Raw genomic sequence first — 16,047 nt, forward strand, 5'->3', positions numbered from 1 at the left:
GTTGACCAGATGTCATTTTCCCTTAGTAGAATAATAGCTTATGTAAAGAAATCTTTTCTCAATTGGGTAAGCCTTGTTTTTAGAGCATTGGAGAACTTATCGACTCAGAGTGAGGATAACATCATTCTCCTATGCTATTCACACAGAGATTATTCTCTTAAATGAAAGGCTGCCATCAGTTCCTTGGATAATCGTTTCCCAGCAACAGGATTATTTTTGTAGGCATTTTCCAAATCCTCCATTTGCTCAGAGGTTAGAAAGATATCAATCGCTTGCATGTTTTCTGCTAAATGCTGTGGATTGGAGGTTCCTGGAATGGGAATAATGTCTTCTCCTTGTGCTAATAACCAAGCTAATGATAATTGCGCTGGTGTGTAACCTATTCTTTTTCCAATGACCTCAAGATCATTGACTAAACCGAGATTTTGATCAAAATTTTCGGCTTGGAATTGCGGAACATTAACTCTGAAATCAAAGCCATTCTTCCCTAAAAGATTGGTTTTCTTAATTTGACCACTTAGGAAACCACGTGCTATGGGGCAATAGGCAACAAAACAAATGCCCAATTCGCGGCAGGTCCCCAAAACTGCTGTCGCCGGTGCCCGAATTCGAAGGGAATATTCGGTTTGAACAGCAACCAGTTTGTCCTTGACTTCGGCATGAGCTGCCTGAATGGTATCGGCATCAGTTTCAGACAATCCAATGTAACCAATTTTCCCTTGATCAATCAGATCCTGCATTGCCCTCATTACTTCTTGAATTGGTGTTTGATGGTCATAACGATGTAAATAGTAGAGATCGATGTAGTCGGTATTTAAGCGCTTTAGGCTTTTCTCGCAGGCTGCTTTGATATAGGCAGATGAATTATTGACACTCATTTCATCATCAGAACCTGTCCTTACTACTCCGCATTTCGTTGCAAGTATAACCTGGTTACGGAAAGGTTTTATGGCTTTGCCAACTAATTCTTCATTTTTACCTTTTCCGTAGATATCGGCCGTATCAAAGAAATTAACCTGGTATTGGTCATGAGCATTGCGAATAATTTTAACCGCATCATCAAAGTGGGCGGGTTTGCCATAAAACTCTGATAATCCCATGCATCCAAAGCCCAATGCAGAAACATCAGGACCAACCTTTCCCAATTTGCGATATTTCATGGTCTATCCCCAACGGACATGGTTTGATTTGAGCTGTTCAATAAAGTATAGAATGATTTGGCAGGAAAATATTAAGGATTGTGATTTCATTTCTGAAATGGTAAAGCAGCTTGAATAATAAAAATCTTTTACATAGAATGCATCCGTTCATCTATAGGGATTTGGAAAAGGATTTATTATGAGCTTTAAAGGATTTAAAGTGGTAATGCTGATGTTATTATCAATACAAAGTTATGCCTCTAAATTAGCTTCCTCCAGTGTTTGCGATTCAACTATTGAAAATCCGTGTATTGTTCAAGACAGTAAAACCCAATTTTCACCTGTCATTAGATATAGAGAGGTTTCATCAATCGCTGACGTTTACGGTGGCAATGTCACAGGAATTAACAAGTTTCATTTGTCAGGAAGCGAACAACCAAGTGAAAAGGGTTGGGAGGCGATTGCCGAGTACATTTCCAGAAAAATGGGGGCTGAATCAAAAAAAGTCATAGTGCTTGATCTTCGCCAGGAGAGTCATGGTTATCTCAATGGCAGAGCAATTACCTTGGTTAGCGCATATAACTGGATAAATTTGGCCAAGTCCAATAGCCAGAGTACTTTCGACCAGGAAAACTGGTTGGCTAGCTTAAGATCCAGAAAAATTGTTAACGGTGTTTTAACAGTGCCGCAATATGTGGCCAAACAATATTCTCACGGCAAATCGATGGTGGTGAGCACTGTAAAAAATGAAGAATATTATGTATATAAAAAAGGATTTGATTACTATCGCATTTTTATATCCGATCACCGTGCTCCTTTAGATTCTGAAGTGGATGCTCTTGTGGCACTGATAAAAAATAATCCGGAAGACACTTGGTATCATGTTCATTGCCGGGGGGGAAAAGGGCGCACGACAACCGTTTTCGCCATGTTTGATATGTTAAAGAATGCAGACAGGGTTAGCTTTGAGGAAATTATCGCGCGACAAGCTTCCATTCCGCCTTTTTATAATTTGATGGTGACCAATCGTGAAGTCCCTGAATTAACTCCTTATTATGAGCAAAGATTGCAATTTTTGATTCATTTTTATGAATTTGCTCGTCAATCTCTCATGGGATATTCAGGTACCTGGTCAGAATGGAAGAAGCTTAATATTTAGTGTCCTTTGCAACAAGGACATGTTGAAGGCCTTCATTTGAAATGCAACGAATTTCATGAAGGCTTGGCACTCAATCGTTTTCGGCAAATACCATATCAATCTTAAATTAAGTGTTGGTTTTCTTATGATTTATCTACCCCAAGATAAGAAATCCTTGATTTAATCATAAAAATGCATTAGGAATTATTATATTAGTCATGGAAAACAATTGGTATTTGTTTGCTAGACTAATAGTAAGAGGTAAATATGGGGGGTATTTATGAAACAACTAATATTACATCCCACTGATATTAGCCAATGGCATGCCCTGGTTAATGAAGCGCAAGCAGCTACCAGGCTGATATTGAATGAAAACACCGAAAGTTATCTGGTTTTTTTGCTGATGCGCTTTTCTCAGGGCACAAAACTTATCGAATCTGTTGTTGCACTTGATTTTCTTGAATCCATGCGCAAACCTCGCCAGCTACAAGTCGAATTATTAAGGGATGTGGGGGATAAAAGCTTATTGTTTTGTGGATTATTTCCAGGTATCGCTAAAAAACGCCATGTGAGTTTGAGTTATTTTTCTGACATGGGGCAAGCGGCTTATTTGACTGTTGGAGAGCTTGAGGAGAATCAAACGGCCAATTTGTATTTGCAGTTAAGTGAGCAATTTATTACTTTGCAGCAAGTACTACAAGCCATGAGAGGGGAGTATATGCAGTTTAGTCAGTCAACATGTGGAGTTCTGGCAGATACTGATTTGACTATGCAGTAAACACAGGCTCGTTTTATTTGCGAAATAGCAAAGTAACGTCGATTGAATCAAAAGTGTATTTTTGATTGCAAAAATCGCAAGTGATCTCTATTTGTCCTTTTTCTTTAATTAATTCATTCGCTTCTTCTTCTCCCAGGATAGCAATGACTTGTTTCATTTTCTCCTGGTTGCAGCGGCATTGGAAACGAGTAGTGCGGCTTTCGAATATTCTTAATTCTGTTTCATGATAAAGACGATAGAGTAGTGTCTGATTGTCTATGGTCAGCAATTCATCTTCAGTAACTGTTTGTCCCAGCTGAACGGCATATTCCCAAAATTGCTCTCTTTGAATGGTATCTTGACCTGGCATGAGTTGTAATAGCATACCTGCAGCCATCTCTTCATTGACAGCCAACCAGACGCGAGTAGCAATTTGTTCTGATTGGGCAAAATAAGCCATCAGATTTTCGCTCATGGAAGTGGATTGAATAGGTATCAGGCTTTGATAGGCTTGAGTTTGGTTGTCCTGACTTATAGTAATGACCATTCGACCTTGAAGAAACGCGGTCGCATAATCAGCAATTTCAAGACCCTCTGCACATTTTGCAAAGCCTCTTATATTTAAATTATGATCGCATTGAACAAGTAATAGGGATAATCTTTCGTCACCTTGAAATTGCAGGCTTAAATTTCCTTCAAATTTAATACTGCTTGTCAGGAGTAAACAAGAAACTAACGCTTCACCTAAAAGGTTTTTTACCATCGGTGGGTAATCGCGTTGGTTCATAATATTTTGAAATGTTTTTTCAATATGAACGACTTCGCCACGGATATTCGCATGTTCAAAAATAAAACGCTGTAAGGTGTCTGCTTCTTTCATTTCAAACCTATAACACAAATTTGCCTATTCTATCATAAAATGTTCATCTCAGGCTTTTTCTGAATCCAGTTATTTTGAACAAAATCTTATAGGGGAAGTAGTAGTTTCTATAACCAGCGTATCTTAATTATTTTTCAATTTTCCTGGAGAAATTGATTTCATCGACTATCCTTAAAAAACCCCCTTTTTAAAATTGTAAGGAGTTATTATGAAAAATAACAGTTTACTTTTCCCCTTGTTTAAAACAATAGACAAATTACTGTTTGGTATAGAAGAAATTAAAGAAATAGAAAAAGAACCAGAGTATATTCTGTGTGACAACGAAGACGAGTTTGATGTAGAGCGTTCTATCAATTAATTCTTGCCTGAAAAAGAAAGCCTGGGTGATAATGCCTTTTTTTTGAACGGGAATAGGTATGTTGAATAGCCAACAAATGGCTGCGGTGAAATATATTGATGGGCCTTTGTTGGTACTTGCTGGGGCTGGAAGCGGTAAGACCAGAGTTATTACCCAAAAAATTGGTTATTTAATTAATTCATGTGGTTATAATGCCAACTCCATTTGTGCCGTTACTTTCACAAATAAAGCTGCGAATGAAATGCGTGCGAGGGTTTCTGCCTTTTTACCCGCTGCAAACAGGCGGGGATTAAAGGTTGCGACATTTCATACACTAGGCTTAAGCATCATCAAGCGTGATGTTGCTCGATGCGATTTGAAACCAGGATTTTCTATTTTTGACAGCGAAGATTGTTTACAAATTTTGCGGGGTTTTTTACCTGTTAATAAGGCAACCGATAGAGACTTTATCCTCAAAATTCAACAACAAATTTCTCTTTGGAAAAATAATTTATTAAATCCTGAATTAATACTTCAAAATCCTCCGGAAACTCTTTTATGTGACGAGGCTTTAACAATTTATCCACGCTATCAAGAAGCATTAAAGGCATATAATGCAGTGGACTTTGATGATCTTATTCGGTTACCTGTCGGTCTATTGAATGATCATGCTGATGTGTTGGAATATTGGCAGAATAAAATTCGCCATTTGTTGGTAGATGAGTATCAGGATTCAAACACTAGCCAGTATCTTCTGGTAAAAAAACTGGTAGGGGTTCGTGCTCACTTTACGGTGGTAGGTGATGATGATCAGTCGATTTATGCCTGGCGTGGCGCCAAGCCAGAGAATTTGGCACAGTTACAAAAAGATTTTCCTCGGTTAAAGATTATTAAATTAGAACAGAATTACCGATCAACCAGCCGAATTTTACATGCTGCCAATCATCTGATTGCGCATAATCAACATTTATTTGAAAAAAAATTATGGAGTGATTTGGGGCATGGGGAATTATTAAGAGTTGTTAGCTGTAAGGATGAGCAGGATGAGGCGGAACATGTGATCGCGGATTTAATAAGCCATAAATTACGTAACCGGACAAGTTATAACGATTACGCTGTCTTATATAGAGGAAATCATCAGGCGAGAATATTTGAAAAGGTGTTAAGACATCACGGTATTCCTTATCACATTAGTGGAGGCCAGTCCTGGTTTGCCAAGTTAGAAGTCAGGGATATTTTTGCCTATCTTAAATTGCTTTGTAATGAAGCAGACGATGCCGCTTTTTTACGAGCGATTACTACTCCCAAACGTGGTATAGGAGAAACCAGTCTCGATGCTCTGGGGCGCTATGCTCAGTCCAGAGGAATAAGTTTATATCATGGGTCAGATCATTTGGCCTTGTCTGAGTTCGTTGCAGAGAAACAGAGAGTTATTTTCCATGATTTCAAATTGTGGATGGAAGACATTAAAAAACGCATTAGTTCGGGTTCCGTTCTGGAGCATTTAAGGCAAATGGTGGAAGATATTGGGTATGAAGCTTATATTTATGAACAATGCGATTCTCCCGCCAAGGCACAAAAAAAAATGGACAATGTATGGGAGCTTTTAGAATGGGTTAATCGCTTGTTGAGTAAGGAGCCTGAACAATCCCTCATTGATGTGGTGAATAAATTAATATTAATCGATATACTGGAGCAATCCGATGAATCTTCAAGTGATGTAGTCCAATTAATGACATTGCATGCCTCCAAAGGTTTGGAATTTCCTTTTGTTTATTTGGTCGGGATGGAAGAAGAATTATTACCTCATCGAGTGAGCATTGATGATGATCAAATTGAAGAAGAAAGACGATTGGCTTATGTAGGGATCACACGTGCGCAGAAGGGGTTATGCTTTACTCTAGCCAAGCAGAGACGTCGTGCTGGAGAACTGCAAGATTGTGTTCCAAGCCGATTTTTGGATGAATTGCCTCAAGAGAGTTTGGAGTGGTTTGGGAAAGGCGGCGAGCGTTGTGAAGAGCAATCAAAAAAACTGGCCAAATCTCATCTGGAAGGACTGAAAAACTTGTTGAGTTAAGAGTACATCATATTTTATCTCTGGTAAGGAGTATCATTAACTGAACTCCTTACTGCTTTTTAAGGTACTTATTGGTAATCACTATCATTGGCCATGAGAGAGATTGACGCGTTCTGGAAGTTCTTCAATGAAAATTTGTGTGCGGGTTTTTTCCCCTTTTTGGCTAAATAGTCTATGTTGATTGTAGTCTGATTGCTTTTTAGCTTGTTCCAGAGTTTCGCTCAATGTTTCACCTTTTTCAGGATGATGTATTTTTTCTTTTAATTGATTGAGCGCGACGATCTTTTTATCGGCCAATTCGCGACCTATAACGATGTCTTTAAGATGCTTTCTTTGAAATTTCTCTATTCGAGCAACCGCATGCTCAACTTGCCATTCCTGAGATGGGCGTTCGGCATTAGCATTTAATTTAACATCGAATTCTTTGGCGACTCCCCATTGTTTATTCCATGCTTCTCTAAGACTTAACGTGGGAGGTATTTTGGCAGAGGGCAAATTCCTGGTATGATTTTCCTCAGAAGGATTGAGTTTGCTGGCAGAAAAATCCCAGAGTGCTGCCAGGCCATATAGGGGTGAAGCAACAGTTTTTAATATCCAGGTAGGAATATCCATATTATGATCATGTCCTGACTCAGGATCCAGGCGATCTTTCAGGAGTTTTTCAAATCGCTGACGGTTATGGTGTTCGTATTCTTCATCATGTTCTTCTTCATGACTGTGTCCAATAAAATAGTGGGCATCTTCAAAACCTTCGCTAATAATGGCAACGAGTGCGGAGAGAATCTGCGGTACTCCCGGCATACGATCCGATGTGACTGCAACGCTGATCAAATGCCCCATAAACAGAAGAATACGCAGAGGGGTGATGGTTAATTTTAAAAGAATGCGAAAGGGGTTAACTATTTGTAACCAATTTTCGGTTTCACGTAAGTGTTGATATCCATTGCTTATTGTTTCGTAAATTTTTTGGAATATGTTCTTATTGCTACGAGTTGCTTCATCGACCATATCCAGTGATTCAGCCGTGTTTTGTATGTTAAAGACGATAGCCGAAGCACCAGTTATAATCGGATTGATAACCCCCATAATAAAACTGGGCATTTTTTTCATCCAGTCAAATAAAGGGCGGGCGTTTGTAGCAATCGTCCACCATGTTCCAGCAGTACAGACGGTTAGGGCCAGTGCCAGTCCAACAAGAAAAACAGCAGTAGTTGCTATAAACACATTGCGTAAAGTTAAACCTTGACTTAAGTCATCGCGAATTTTGTTATACCATTTGACAACCGTATTATTGTTGATCATATCGGTAACAGCATTATAGGTCAGCATTCCATAAGCAGCCCCTGCGACGATAGCCATTGGAAGGATTATAATGGGCCACAATGCGAATGGAATGGCGGCAAAAAACGGAATTACTGTAAAGGCTTCAACAATAAGATAGGTGCTTCCCAGCCCCATGAAAAGGCCAGCAACCACACTAAAACCTTTAACAATATGAAATTGAAAATGACGCTTTTCCCATCGTTTTATCCATTCGTCTTGCTTATTTAAAGCAAGCCAGTCAAGTAGGTCCTTCGTGTATTTGGATGGGGTTGGGGATGGATTGTTTTTATCTGAAAACAATTGCAGGGCAAACCACTTTTCCATGTCCGAGAGTGTTTTTTCAATTTGGCGCTTTCTTTTTTTACTGTCTTGATTGAGTTCTTTATGACCAAATTCGCCCAATAATTCTAACTGTCTTTTATAATCTTTGAAAAATTGCGGGCAATTTTCTTCGTCGGTCTTTGGAAAATGAGTGAGCAAATACTCTTTGGCCAGGTAATTCTTAAGATAGTTAAATTTAAACAGTTTATTAAGAGCGCCTTTTATGTTTTGTAAATAGATTTCACCCTCATAAGCTACTGATAATGCAAAACCGGCGAAAGCTAAAGGCAGCGCGGGCAAAAGAGCATACATGCCTCCAAAGCTTAAAAAGCCAAGTATCAGGCTTGCTCCTGTCGTCAGTAAAAGAAGAAACAAGTAATAAGGGATTTTTTGGGGCTTGATAGGTATATTTTTTATATTCATTGTAGTATATTTGCTCATTGATGCGTAATGCAGAACTTTATACCAAATGAAAATGATTATCAATAGCATTAATGTCAAAAAAGATATTTTTTGTCTTTGTTGCAATTCAACAATAAAGTTTGTTTGCAATATTCGTTTCATCAGGTAGTATCAAAAACGATTTAAATAACTTAGGAGAGGATATGCGTTTTAACCAATGGATGACCTGTATCACATCAGGATTAATACTCGCCAGTAATTCATGTTTTGCAACGACGTCGCCTGTTCATGAGCAATTGCAAGTTCCACAATGCCTTGCTGCAAAAATAACCATACCCCATAAGGTTTTAGCCGAGAACAAAGAGTTCAAAATTATTGATGTCTCATCATCTGATGTAGAGACTCTGACTATTCTGGCTGATAAAGTAAATTGTGGTCATTTTGTGAATGTGAGTCACAAATTAACAGGAACCTTGGCGGCAAACCAACAGCAATCTGCTCAAAAGTTACTGCAAAAAAAGCTCATTAAACCGTTTGGTGTATTCAAATTACATAAAGACGTTTATGAAATCAAGCATGAAGAAGAAGTCAATGCAGCGTTAAAAGAAGTAGTCTCTGACAACATATGGCAAACTTTGACTCATCTGACTTCCTATTATAATCGCTCTGCAACCAAGGATACAGGTGTTGAAACGGCCAATTGGTTAAAATCCAGATTTGAACAGATGGCAGTTGAGTATGGCAGAACTGACACTTCGACCTTTTTTGTAAAAACCGGGTGGTACAAACAACCTTCTCTGGTTACCGTGATTGGCAAAGACATCCAGGCTCCCGCTATTGTCATTGGTGCTCATATGGATACTCTTGATGGTCGTATGCCTGGCGCTGGTGATGATGGTAGTGGCTCATCAAGTATTATGGAAGCAGCACGGGTTATCATGTCATCTAAAGCGACATTTAAGCGCCCCATCTATTTTATTTGGTATGCTGCTGAAGAAAGAGGTTTGGTTGGTTCACAACACGTCGTTCAACACTTTCAGGAACAATCAATTCCAGTGAAGGCTGTAGTGCAATTTGACATGACAGGCTATCGAAATGATGCCAATGATCCAACGATGTGGGTATTTACTGATTACACAGATAAGAATTTAAGTAATTATTTGGCCAAATTAATTGATCATTATATTCACGTACCGGTAGATTATTCACGATGTGGTTATGGCTGCAGTGATCATGCTTCCTGGAATGAAGAAGACATCCCTGCTGCTTTCCCATGCGAAACCAGTTTCGCTGATCACAATCCATACATCCATACTTCTTCTGATAAAATGGATTTATTGAATTTGGAACATATGACCAACTTCTCCAAACTGGCTGTGGCGTTCGCTATTGAACTCGCTTCCGAGTAACTGTTTTAATGCCTCTCATAAATTTTAAATATTTTTGAGAGGCTATTTTTTAAAGTTAGTTTATTGATATCGATTGATGTTTATTTCATGCCAGGCTGCTGTTTACTAACTTCTTCAATGTTATCGGAGAGAGCCTCGCCATGGCTTTTCCAAAATTTAAAAGTGCCTTTGGTCAGTTTTGAATAAATACCCAGACTTATTATGTGCAGGATACTTTCTAGAAATCTAGCACCACTAAATGAATCTCGGCGATCTTTTAAGGTTGCTTTGTTTTCTTCAGTCAGTATTTGCTCCATATTTTTAATTTTTGTTGCGCTATTTGGGGCTGTGCTGTCAGTGAGAGCGGCTAGCATGTTTGTAACAATCGCATGTTTTTTATTTACTAAATTATTAGCGTCGTCGGTTAGAGAGGGTTTCAAGTGCTCTTTATAATCCGTGCATAATTTGATTAGTTTTTCTAATTTTTCATCGGTTCCGGGAGGCGATTGGAAAAAAGCAATGATTGGGTTCAAAATAACTGCTTTAAGATTGTCTATATCATTTTCGCCTGGGAATTCTGTTCTCACTCTTGTCGAGTTGAAATGCTCCTCTGCTTTTGTTGGGTAGTGAGCCATTTCAAAAGCTAAGAAAGCTTTTTCTAAACTAGAGCCTCTCATAAATGTGTTTCTATCTCCGGGTGGCGATAATTCGATCATTCGAGATGTTAATTGGTGAAGTATTTCAGAATCTAAAGTCAGGCCGATGGTTAATACAAAATCCTTTATTGCATCCATTTTACTATGATTGGAGTCTGAAACCGGAGCATTGGGATCAACATAACCTTCTGATTTTGTAAAAGTGTTTGGATCCAGCAAATTAATCAGTTCTTCGTTAGAGATTGTTCCATTTTTAAGTGAAGCACCGTAGGTATTAATCAGGCGTTGGGTTTGAGTTAAAGGCATGGCAGTGACTCCAAAGATTGGTTATGGCAAATTATAGTACAAAATTATTAAGAAATTATTAGGAGAGTATTTCTATTGCCACAGCCGAATTGCCTCAAAATACCTGTTGCCGAAGCCATGTCCAAATAAGTATGTAAATTGCATCGTTGCCTCAATATTGCTGTTGCCGAAAGGAGGAAAGCAAAAATGCGCATTGCTCCAATGAAAGGTATTGCCTAAGGAGTAGCCAGATTAAGTTGCTTCGTTGCTGCAAGATCGCATCAGGAGCAGTCATTAGATCGGGTAGTTGGCAGCACATCAAGGGCAGTGAATTAAGGAGAAGAAAAAGGATAGATACTGACCCTTAGTTATAATAGGAAACTAATAGCTATTTTGAGTCAGTTCTATAAGGCAATCAATTAGTTTCCGCTGTTTTATTTTTATTAGGGGGTGGGCAACTAAATTCCTCAGTGATTTTATTTTCCCCATCAACTGCCTGTAATATGACTGGAAATTGCCATAAATAATGTAAGTGCTTTAATACTTCATTCGTTGAGCTTCCAAGTGGTACTCTGTTTTGTTGGGAGTACCTTAAAGTCAAAGAACGATCTCCTTGCAAATCAACGGAGTAGACTTGAATATCAGGCTCCAGATAACCCAGATTGTATTGTCTGGATAATGCTTCTCTGATTTGCTGATATCCCCATTCGTCGTGAATGGCATTGATGTATAATTCAGAGTTTCGGTCGTCATCAACAATATGGAACAGTTTTAAATCTCGTATAAGTTTTGGTGACAGGTATTGAGCGATAAAACTTTCATCTTTGTAGTTGCGCATCGCCGTATCAAGGCTTGTGAGCCAATCGGTATTCGCGAGATAGGGAAACCAATTTTTATCTTCGTCTGTTGGGTTTTCACAAATTCGTTTGATGTCTTGCATCATATGGTAGCCAAGGGTGTATGGATTAATACCATTGTAATAAGGGCTATTATAGGCTGGTTGCATGATGACATTGGTATGACTTTGCAGTATTTCCAGCATAAATTCATCGGTCACTAAACCTTCGTCATACAAGGCATGCAAAATAGTATAATGCCAAAAGCAGGCCCAGCCTTCATTCATCACTTTAGTTTGTCCCTGAGGATAAAAATATTGGGCCAATTTTCTTACTATACGCACTATTTCTCTTTGCCAGGGCTCTAATAGAGGGGCATTTTTTTCTATAAAATAGAGAATATTTTCCTGAGGTTCTTCTGGAAAGCGTTTTTTTTGCCCGTTTTTATCGATTTGCTTACTGAAAGGTATGGTTCTCCATAATTCATTAACTTGTGATTGCATGTAGATTTCACGGTTTTGCTGTCGAATTTTTTCTTCCTGGATAGATAAGGGTGCAGGATGCTTGTAACGATCAACACCGTAATTCATAAGGGCATGACAAGCATCAAGCACTGATTCCACAGCATCTATGCCGTAACGCTCTTCACAATCGCTGATGTACTTCTTGGCGAATACCAGATAGTCAATAATAGCATCCGCGGAAGTCCACATTTTAAATAAGTAATTGTTTTTAAAAAAAGAATTGTGACCATAACATGCGTGAGCGATAACCAAGGCTTGCATAGCCATGGTATTTTCTTCCATTAAATAAGAGATACATGGGTTGGAATTAATTACTAGTTCATACGCCAAACCCATTTGTCCTCTTTTATAACTTTTCTCAACACTGACAAAATGTTTGCCAAAAGACCAATGGTGGTAACCGATGGGCATGCCTACTGAAGAGTAAGCATCCATCATTTGTTCAGCGGTAATGATTTCAATCTGGTTTGGATAGGTATCCAAATTAAAGCTTTTGGCGATGCGTGCGATTTCGCGATCATAGGCCTGTATTAACTCGAAAGTCCATTCTGCACCAGTTGATAGAGGCTTTTTTCTCATACCGTTTTCCTTTTAAATAATTCGCGAAATACAGGATAAATGTCAGCGACATTATCAATATTTTCCATAGCAAAATTAGGATAACGTTCTTTTACTTGTTGATATACTTCCCACAAACTTTGATGATGGCGGGGCATAATTTCAATATAGGCAAAATATTGCAATAAAGGCATAATTTTTTCCTGTAGCAACTCCTGGCAGTAAGGAGAGTCCGCATTCCAGTTATCGCCATCGGATGCTTGGGCAACATAAATGTTCCAGGCTTGAGGAGGATAGCGTGCCTCAATGATGGTATTTAATAACTCCAGGGCACTCGAAACAACGGTGCCGCCCGTCTCGCGTGAATAAAAGAATTCCTCTTCGTTAACTTCTTTGGCTGAGGTGTGATGGCGGATAAAAACCAATTCAATTTTTTCGTAATTTTTGGTAAGAAACATGTAGAGTAAGATGAAAAAGCGTTTCGCAATATCTTTTTTAGCTTCATCCATGGAGCCTGATACGTCCATCACACAAAACATCACAGCTTGTGTGGAAGGTGATGGCACTCGCACACGGTGATTATAACGCAGGTCGATTGTGTCTATAAATGGTACGGTCTGTATCTTTTTTTTGAAAAACTCAATGTCTCTTTCAAGCTTCAAAATGTCTAGTTTGTCCGAATTGGCTAATTGCTTCAGGCGTTCAAGTTCTTCTTCAGCCTCTTTTAAGCGCTTTTTATAGGGGGAGGCTAAAGCGACGCGACGTCCTGTTGCTTGTTTCATTGAACGAAGGACATTAATATTATTAGGTATTCCACTGGTGGTTACACCAGCTCTTACTGTTTTATAAGTGCTGATTCTTGCTAATTCCTTTTTTACCAAATCAGGTAATTCCAGATCTTCAAAATAGAGCTCCAAAAACTCTTCGCGGGATAATTCAAAAACAAAATTATCTTCGCCTTCACCGCTATCGCTGGCGTTACCTCCAGCACCTCCAGCACCTCCACCGCCGGGCCTTTTTATCCTGTCTCCGGCGATGAAGTTATCATTTCCAGGTAGTACACGTTCGATATGGCCACCATGGCCTCTATGGAATTGAGGCTCATAAATATCTTTGGCTGGTATAGTGATTTGTTCGCCTTGGTCAATTTCAGTAATACTCCGTTTTCCGACAGCCTCAGAAACTGCTTTTTTAATTTGGCTTTTATAACGGCGTAAAAAACGTTGGCGATTAACCGTGCTTTTTTTTCCAGCATTTTGTCGTCTATCAATTAATTGCGACATAATTGTTAGCTCCACACCTTCTGCAGGTAAGTTTTTTGTTAGTCAGGCTATGAGCGATATCTGAGTTTGGGTTCCATTTTATTCTCTTCAGATAGTTACTTATAACCCTGACTGTATTTCATAACCTGTCACGTTATGAATTATGCTACCTATTATTGTGACTTCCTTACTCTCAAGTACCATTCACAAAGTAAGCGGACTTGCTTTCGTGTGTAGCCTTTCTCTACCATTCGAGAGATAAACTCTTCATGTTTTTTCTTATCTTCTTCAGATGCTTTGGCATTGAAAGAAATAACGGGTAACAAATCTTCAGTATTGGTAAACATTTTTTTCTCAATGACTGATTTTAGTTTTTCATAGCTATTCCATACAGGGTTTTTGCCTCGGTTATTTGCTCGAGCGCGCAGTACAAAATTGACTACTTCATTACGGAAGTCTTTAGGATTGGAGATCCCTGCCGGTTTTTCGATTTTCTCCAGTTCCAGATTTAATAAGGCTCGGTCAAATATCTCGCCAGTATCCGGGTCGCGATAATCCTGATCTTGAATCCAGAAATCAGCGTAGGTAATGTAACGGTCGAATATGTTTTGCCCATACTCAGAATAGGATTCAAGATAAGCGGTTTGAATTTCCTTGCCTATAAAATCGACGTATTTGGTTGCCAAATATTCCTTAATGAAGTTCAAGTAGGTTTCATGTAACTCTTGAGGAAATTGTTCCTGCTCGATTTGGCGTTCCAGAACATACATTAAATGAACAGGGTTTGCTGCCACTTCCGTGTGATCGAAATTGAATACTTTTGAAAGAATTTTAAAGGCAAACCGAGTGGATATTCCGCTCATACCTTCGTCAACCCCTGCAAAATCTCTGTATTCCTGATAGGATTTTGCCTTGGGATCAGTATCTTTCAAACTCTCCCCATTATATACACGCATTTTGGAGTAAATACTGGAGTTTTGTGGTTCTTTTAAACGGGTTAATACAGAAAATTGGGCCAGCATATCCAGGGTACCAGGTGCACAAGGCGCATTGGCTAAAGAACTGTTATGAATTAGTTTTTGGTAAATTTTGATTTCTTCAGAAACACGCAGGCAATAAGGTACTTTGACTATGTTGATTCGGTCTATAAACGCTTCGTTATTTTTGTTGTTTCTAAAGGATTGCCACTCTGATTCATTGGAGTGGGCTAGTATAATTCCTTCAAAAGGAATAGCTGACAGTCCTTCTGTTGCATTGTAATTTCCTTCTTGTGTGGCAGTCAGTAAAGGATGGAGAACTTTGATCGGCGCTTTAAACATTTCCACGAATTCCAAAAGCCCACGGTTGGCTCGACACAAGCCCCCAGAGTAGCTGTAAGCATCAGGGTCGTCTTGGGAAAATTCTTCCAGTTTACGGATATCAACTTTACCGACCAGAGAAGAAATGTCTTGATTGTTTTCATCACCAGGTTCTGTTTTTGCAATGGCAATTTGCTTGAGTCGAGAAGGTTTGACTTTAATAACCCGAAATTTGCTGATGTCGCCATTGTATTCCTGTAATCGTTTGACGGCCCAAGGGGACATTAAATAGCGTAGGTAGCGCGTTGGGATACCAAAGCGGTCTCTAAGCAATTCGCCATCCTCCAAGGGATTAAATAATGACAGCGGAGATTCAAAGACAGGTGAACCTTTTATTGCATAAAAAGGAACTCTTTCCATTAAGTCTTTCAATTTTTCTGCGATGGAAGATTTACCGCCACCAACAGGCCCTAAAAGGTATAAAACCTGTTTTGTCTCTTCTAAACCTTGAGCAGCGTGCTTCAAAAAGCCAACGATTTGCTCAATGGGTTCTTCCATTCCATAAAAATCTTCAAAGACTTCATAATGATGGATTATTTTATTTGAGAAAATTCGTGATAGAACCGGATCATGCCGAGTGTCTATCAATTCAGGTTCGCCTATCGCCATAAGCAAACGTTCTGCTGGGTTGGCATATGCTGTCGGGTCCGTTTTGCACAACTCCAGATACTCGTCCAAACTCATGTCTTCTTCTTTGTTATCAACAAATCGTTTGGTATAACCCGCTAAAAAATCTTGTGTATTCATGCGCCATCCCCTTTTACTTAACCCTGAGAAGGATATAATGTGAGTCTTTTTTTACTCTT

General features: G+C 39.0%; 12 protein-coding genes. 5 read left to right on the plus strand and 7 right to left on the minus strand.

Annotated features, from left to right (window positions below; translation table 11 throughout):
• Positions 1-149: 149 nt before the first annotated feature.
• Complete coding sequence (locus CC34_RS0112230; RefSeq protein ID WP_028379011.1) at positions 150-1,160, minus strand: aldo/keto reductase; 1,011 nt, start codon at positions 1,158-1,160, stop codon at positions 150-152.
• A 178-nt stretch (positions 1,161-1,338) separates the two neighbouring features.
• Here CC34_RS0112230 and CC34_RS0112235 point away from each other — a divergent pair, with 178 nt between their 5' ends.
• On the plus strand, positions 1,339-2,298 hold the full coding sequence (locus CC34_RS0112235; protein WP_028379588.1) for a phosphatase domain-containing protein: 960 nt from the start codon (positions 1,339-1,341) through the stop codon (positions 2,296-2,298).
• A gap of 259 nt (positions 2,299-2,557) precedes the next feature.
• The gene (locus tag CC34_RS0112240) at positions 2,558-3,055 is read left to right on the plus strand and encodes a hypothetical protein (RefSeq protein ID WP_028379589.1); all 498 of its coding nucleotides are present in this window, start codon (positions 2,558-2,560) and stop codon (positions 3,053-3,055) included.
• 13 nt (positions 3,056-3,068) lie between these two features.
• Here the strand turns inward: CC34_RS0112240 and hslO are convergent, their stop codons facing one another.
• Positions 3,069-3,914 carry an Hsp33 family molecular chaperone HslO gene (hslO, locus tag CC34_RS0112245; RefSeq protein ID WP_028379590.1) on the minus strand — a complete coding sequence of 282 codons (846 nt, stop codon included), beginning with the start codon at positions 3,912-3,914 and terminating at the stop codon, positions 3,069-3,071.
• 208 nt (positions 3,915-4,122) lie between these two features.
• Between hslO and CC34_RS1000000117570 the strand changes: the two genes are divergently transcribed.
• Both CC34_RS1000000117570 and CC34_RS0112255 read left to right on the plus strand, forming a co-directional pair.
• Positions 4,123-4,272 carry a hypothetical protein gene (locus CC34_RS1000000117570; protein WP_162839344.1) on the plus strand — a complete coding sequence of 50 codons (150 nt, stop codon included), beginning with the start codon at positions 4,123-4,125 and terminating at the stop codon, positions 4,270-4,272.
• 58 nt (positions 4,273-4,330) lie between these two features.
• Positions 4,331-6,328 (plus strand): UvrD-helicase domain-containing protein, encoded by a 1,998-nt coding sequence (locus tag CC34_RS0112255; RefSeq protein ID WP_028379015.1) that lies wholly within the window; start codon positions 4,331-4,333, stop codon positions 6,326-6,328.
• Between the two features lie 84 nt (positions 6,329-6,412).
• Here the strand turns inward: CC34_RS0112255 and iroT are convergent, their stop codons facing one another.
• Complete coding sequence (gene iroT / locus CC34_RS0112260; RefSeq protein ID WP_028379591.1) at positions 6,413-8,395, minus strand: T4SS effector ferrous iron transporter IroT/MavN; 1,983 nt, start codon at positions 8,393-8,395, stop codon at positions 6,413-6,415.
• Between the two features lie 182 nt (positions 8,396-8,577).
• Between iroT and lapA the strand changes: the two genes are divergently transcribed.
• Positions 8,578-9,783, plus strand: coding sequence for an aminopeptidase LapA (lapA, locus tag CC34_RS0112265; RefSeq protein WP_027228756.1), 1,206 nt, complete (start codon positions 8,578-8,580; stop codon positions 9,781-9,783).
• Positions 9,784-9,863: 80 nt separating this feature from the next.
• Here the strand turns inward: lapA and vipE are convergent, their stop codons facing one another.
• The 4 genes from vipE to CC34_RS0112285 form a co-directional block, all read right to left on the minus strand.
• A complete protein-coding gene (gene vipE / locus CC34_RS0112270) occupies positions 9,864-10,724 on the minus strand; it encodes a Dot/Icm T4SS effector VipE (RefSeq protein ID WP_027228757.1) in 861 nt (286 codons plus the stop codon).
• Positions 10,725-11,118: 394 nt separating this feature from the next.
• Positions 11,119-12,642 carry a SpoVR family protein gene (locus tag CC34_RS0112275; protein WP_027228758.1) on the minus strand — a complete coding sequence of 508 codons (1,524 nt, stop codon included), beginning with the start codon at positions 12,640-12,642 and terminating at the stop codon, positions 11,119-11,121.
• Positions 12,639-13,904 (minus strand): YeaH/YhbH family protein, encoded by a 1,266-nt coding sequence (locus CC34_RS0112280; protein WP_027228759.1) that lies wholly within the window; start codon positions 13,902-13,904, stop codon positions 12,639-12,641. The genes CC34_RS0112275 and CC34_RS0112280 overlap by 4 nt, the downstream gene beginning before the upstream one ends.
• Before the next feature lie 152 nt (positions 13,905-14,056).
• Complete coding sequence (locus CC34_RS0112285) at positions 14,057-15,988, minus strand: PrkA family serine protein kinase (RefSeq protein WP_027228760.1); 1,932 nt, start codon at positions 15,986-15,988, stop codon at positions 14,057-14,059.
• Between the last annotated feature and the right edge of the window lie 59 nt (positions 15,989-16,047).

Source organism: Legionella pneumophila subsp. fraseri (assembly GCF_000586315.1).
Taxonomy (GTDB): domain Bacteria; phylum Pseudomonadota; class Gammaproteobacteria; order Legionellales; family Legionellaceae; genus Legionella; species Legionella pneumophila_B.

Coding starts and splice junctions, on each gene's coding strand:
- CC34_RS0112230 (WP_028379011.1), bottom strand. CDS start 1,160: ATGAAATATCGCAAATTGGGAAAGGTTGGTCCTGATGTTTCTGCATTG.
- CC34_RS0112235 (WP_028379588.1), top strand. CDS start 1,339: ATGAGCTTTAAAGGATTTAAAGTGGTAATGCTGATGTTATTATCAATA.
- CC34_RS0112240 (WP_028379589.1), top strand. CDS start 2,558: ATGAAACAACTAATATTACATCCCACTGATATTAGCCAATGGCATGCC.
- hslO (WP_028379590.1), bottom strand. CDS start 3,914: ATGAAAGAAGCAGACACCTTACAGCGTTTTATTTTTGAACATGCGAAT.
- CC34_RS1000000117570 (WP_162839344.1), top strand. CDS start 4,123: ATGAAAAATAACAGTTTACTTTTCCCCTTGTTTAAAACAATAGACAAA.
- CC34_RS0112255 (WP_028379015.1), top strand. CDS start 4,331: ATGTTGAATAGCCAACAAATGGCTGCGGTGAAATATATTGATGGGCCT.
- iroT (WP_028379591.1), bottom strand. CDS start 8,395: ATGAATATAAAAAATATACCTATCAAGCCCCAAAAAATCCCTTATTAC.
- lapA (WP_027228756.1), top strand. CDS start 8,578: ATGCGTTTTAACCAATGGATGACCTGTATCACATCAGGATTAATACTC.
- vipE (WP_027228757.1), bottom strand. CDS start 10,724: ATGCCTTTAACTCAAACCCAACGCCTGATTAATACCTACGGTGCTTCA.
- CC34_RS0112275 (WP_027228758.1), bottom strand. CDS start 12,642: ATGAGAAAAAAGCCTCTATCAACTGGTGCAGAATGGACTTTCGAGTTA.
- CC34_RS0112280 (WP_027228759.1), bottom strand. CDS start 13,904: ATGTCGCAATTAATTGATAGACGACAAAATGCTGGAAAAAAAAGCACG.
- CC34_RS0112285 (WP_027228760.1), bottom strand. CDS start 15,988: ATGAATACACAAGATTTTTTAGCGGGTTATACCAAACGATTTGTTGAT.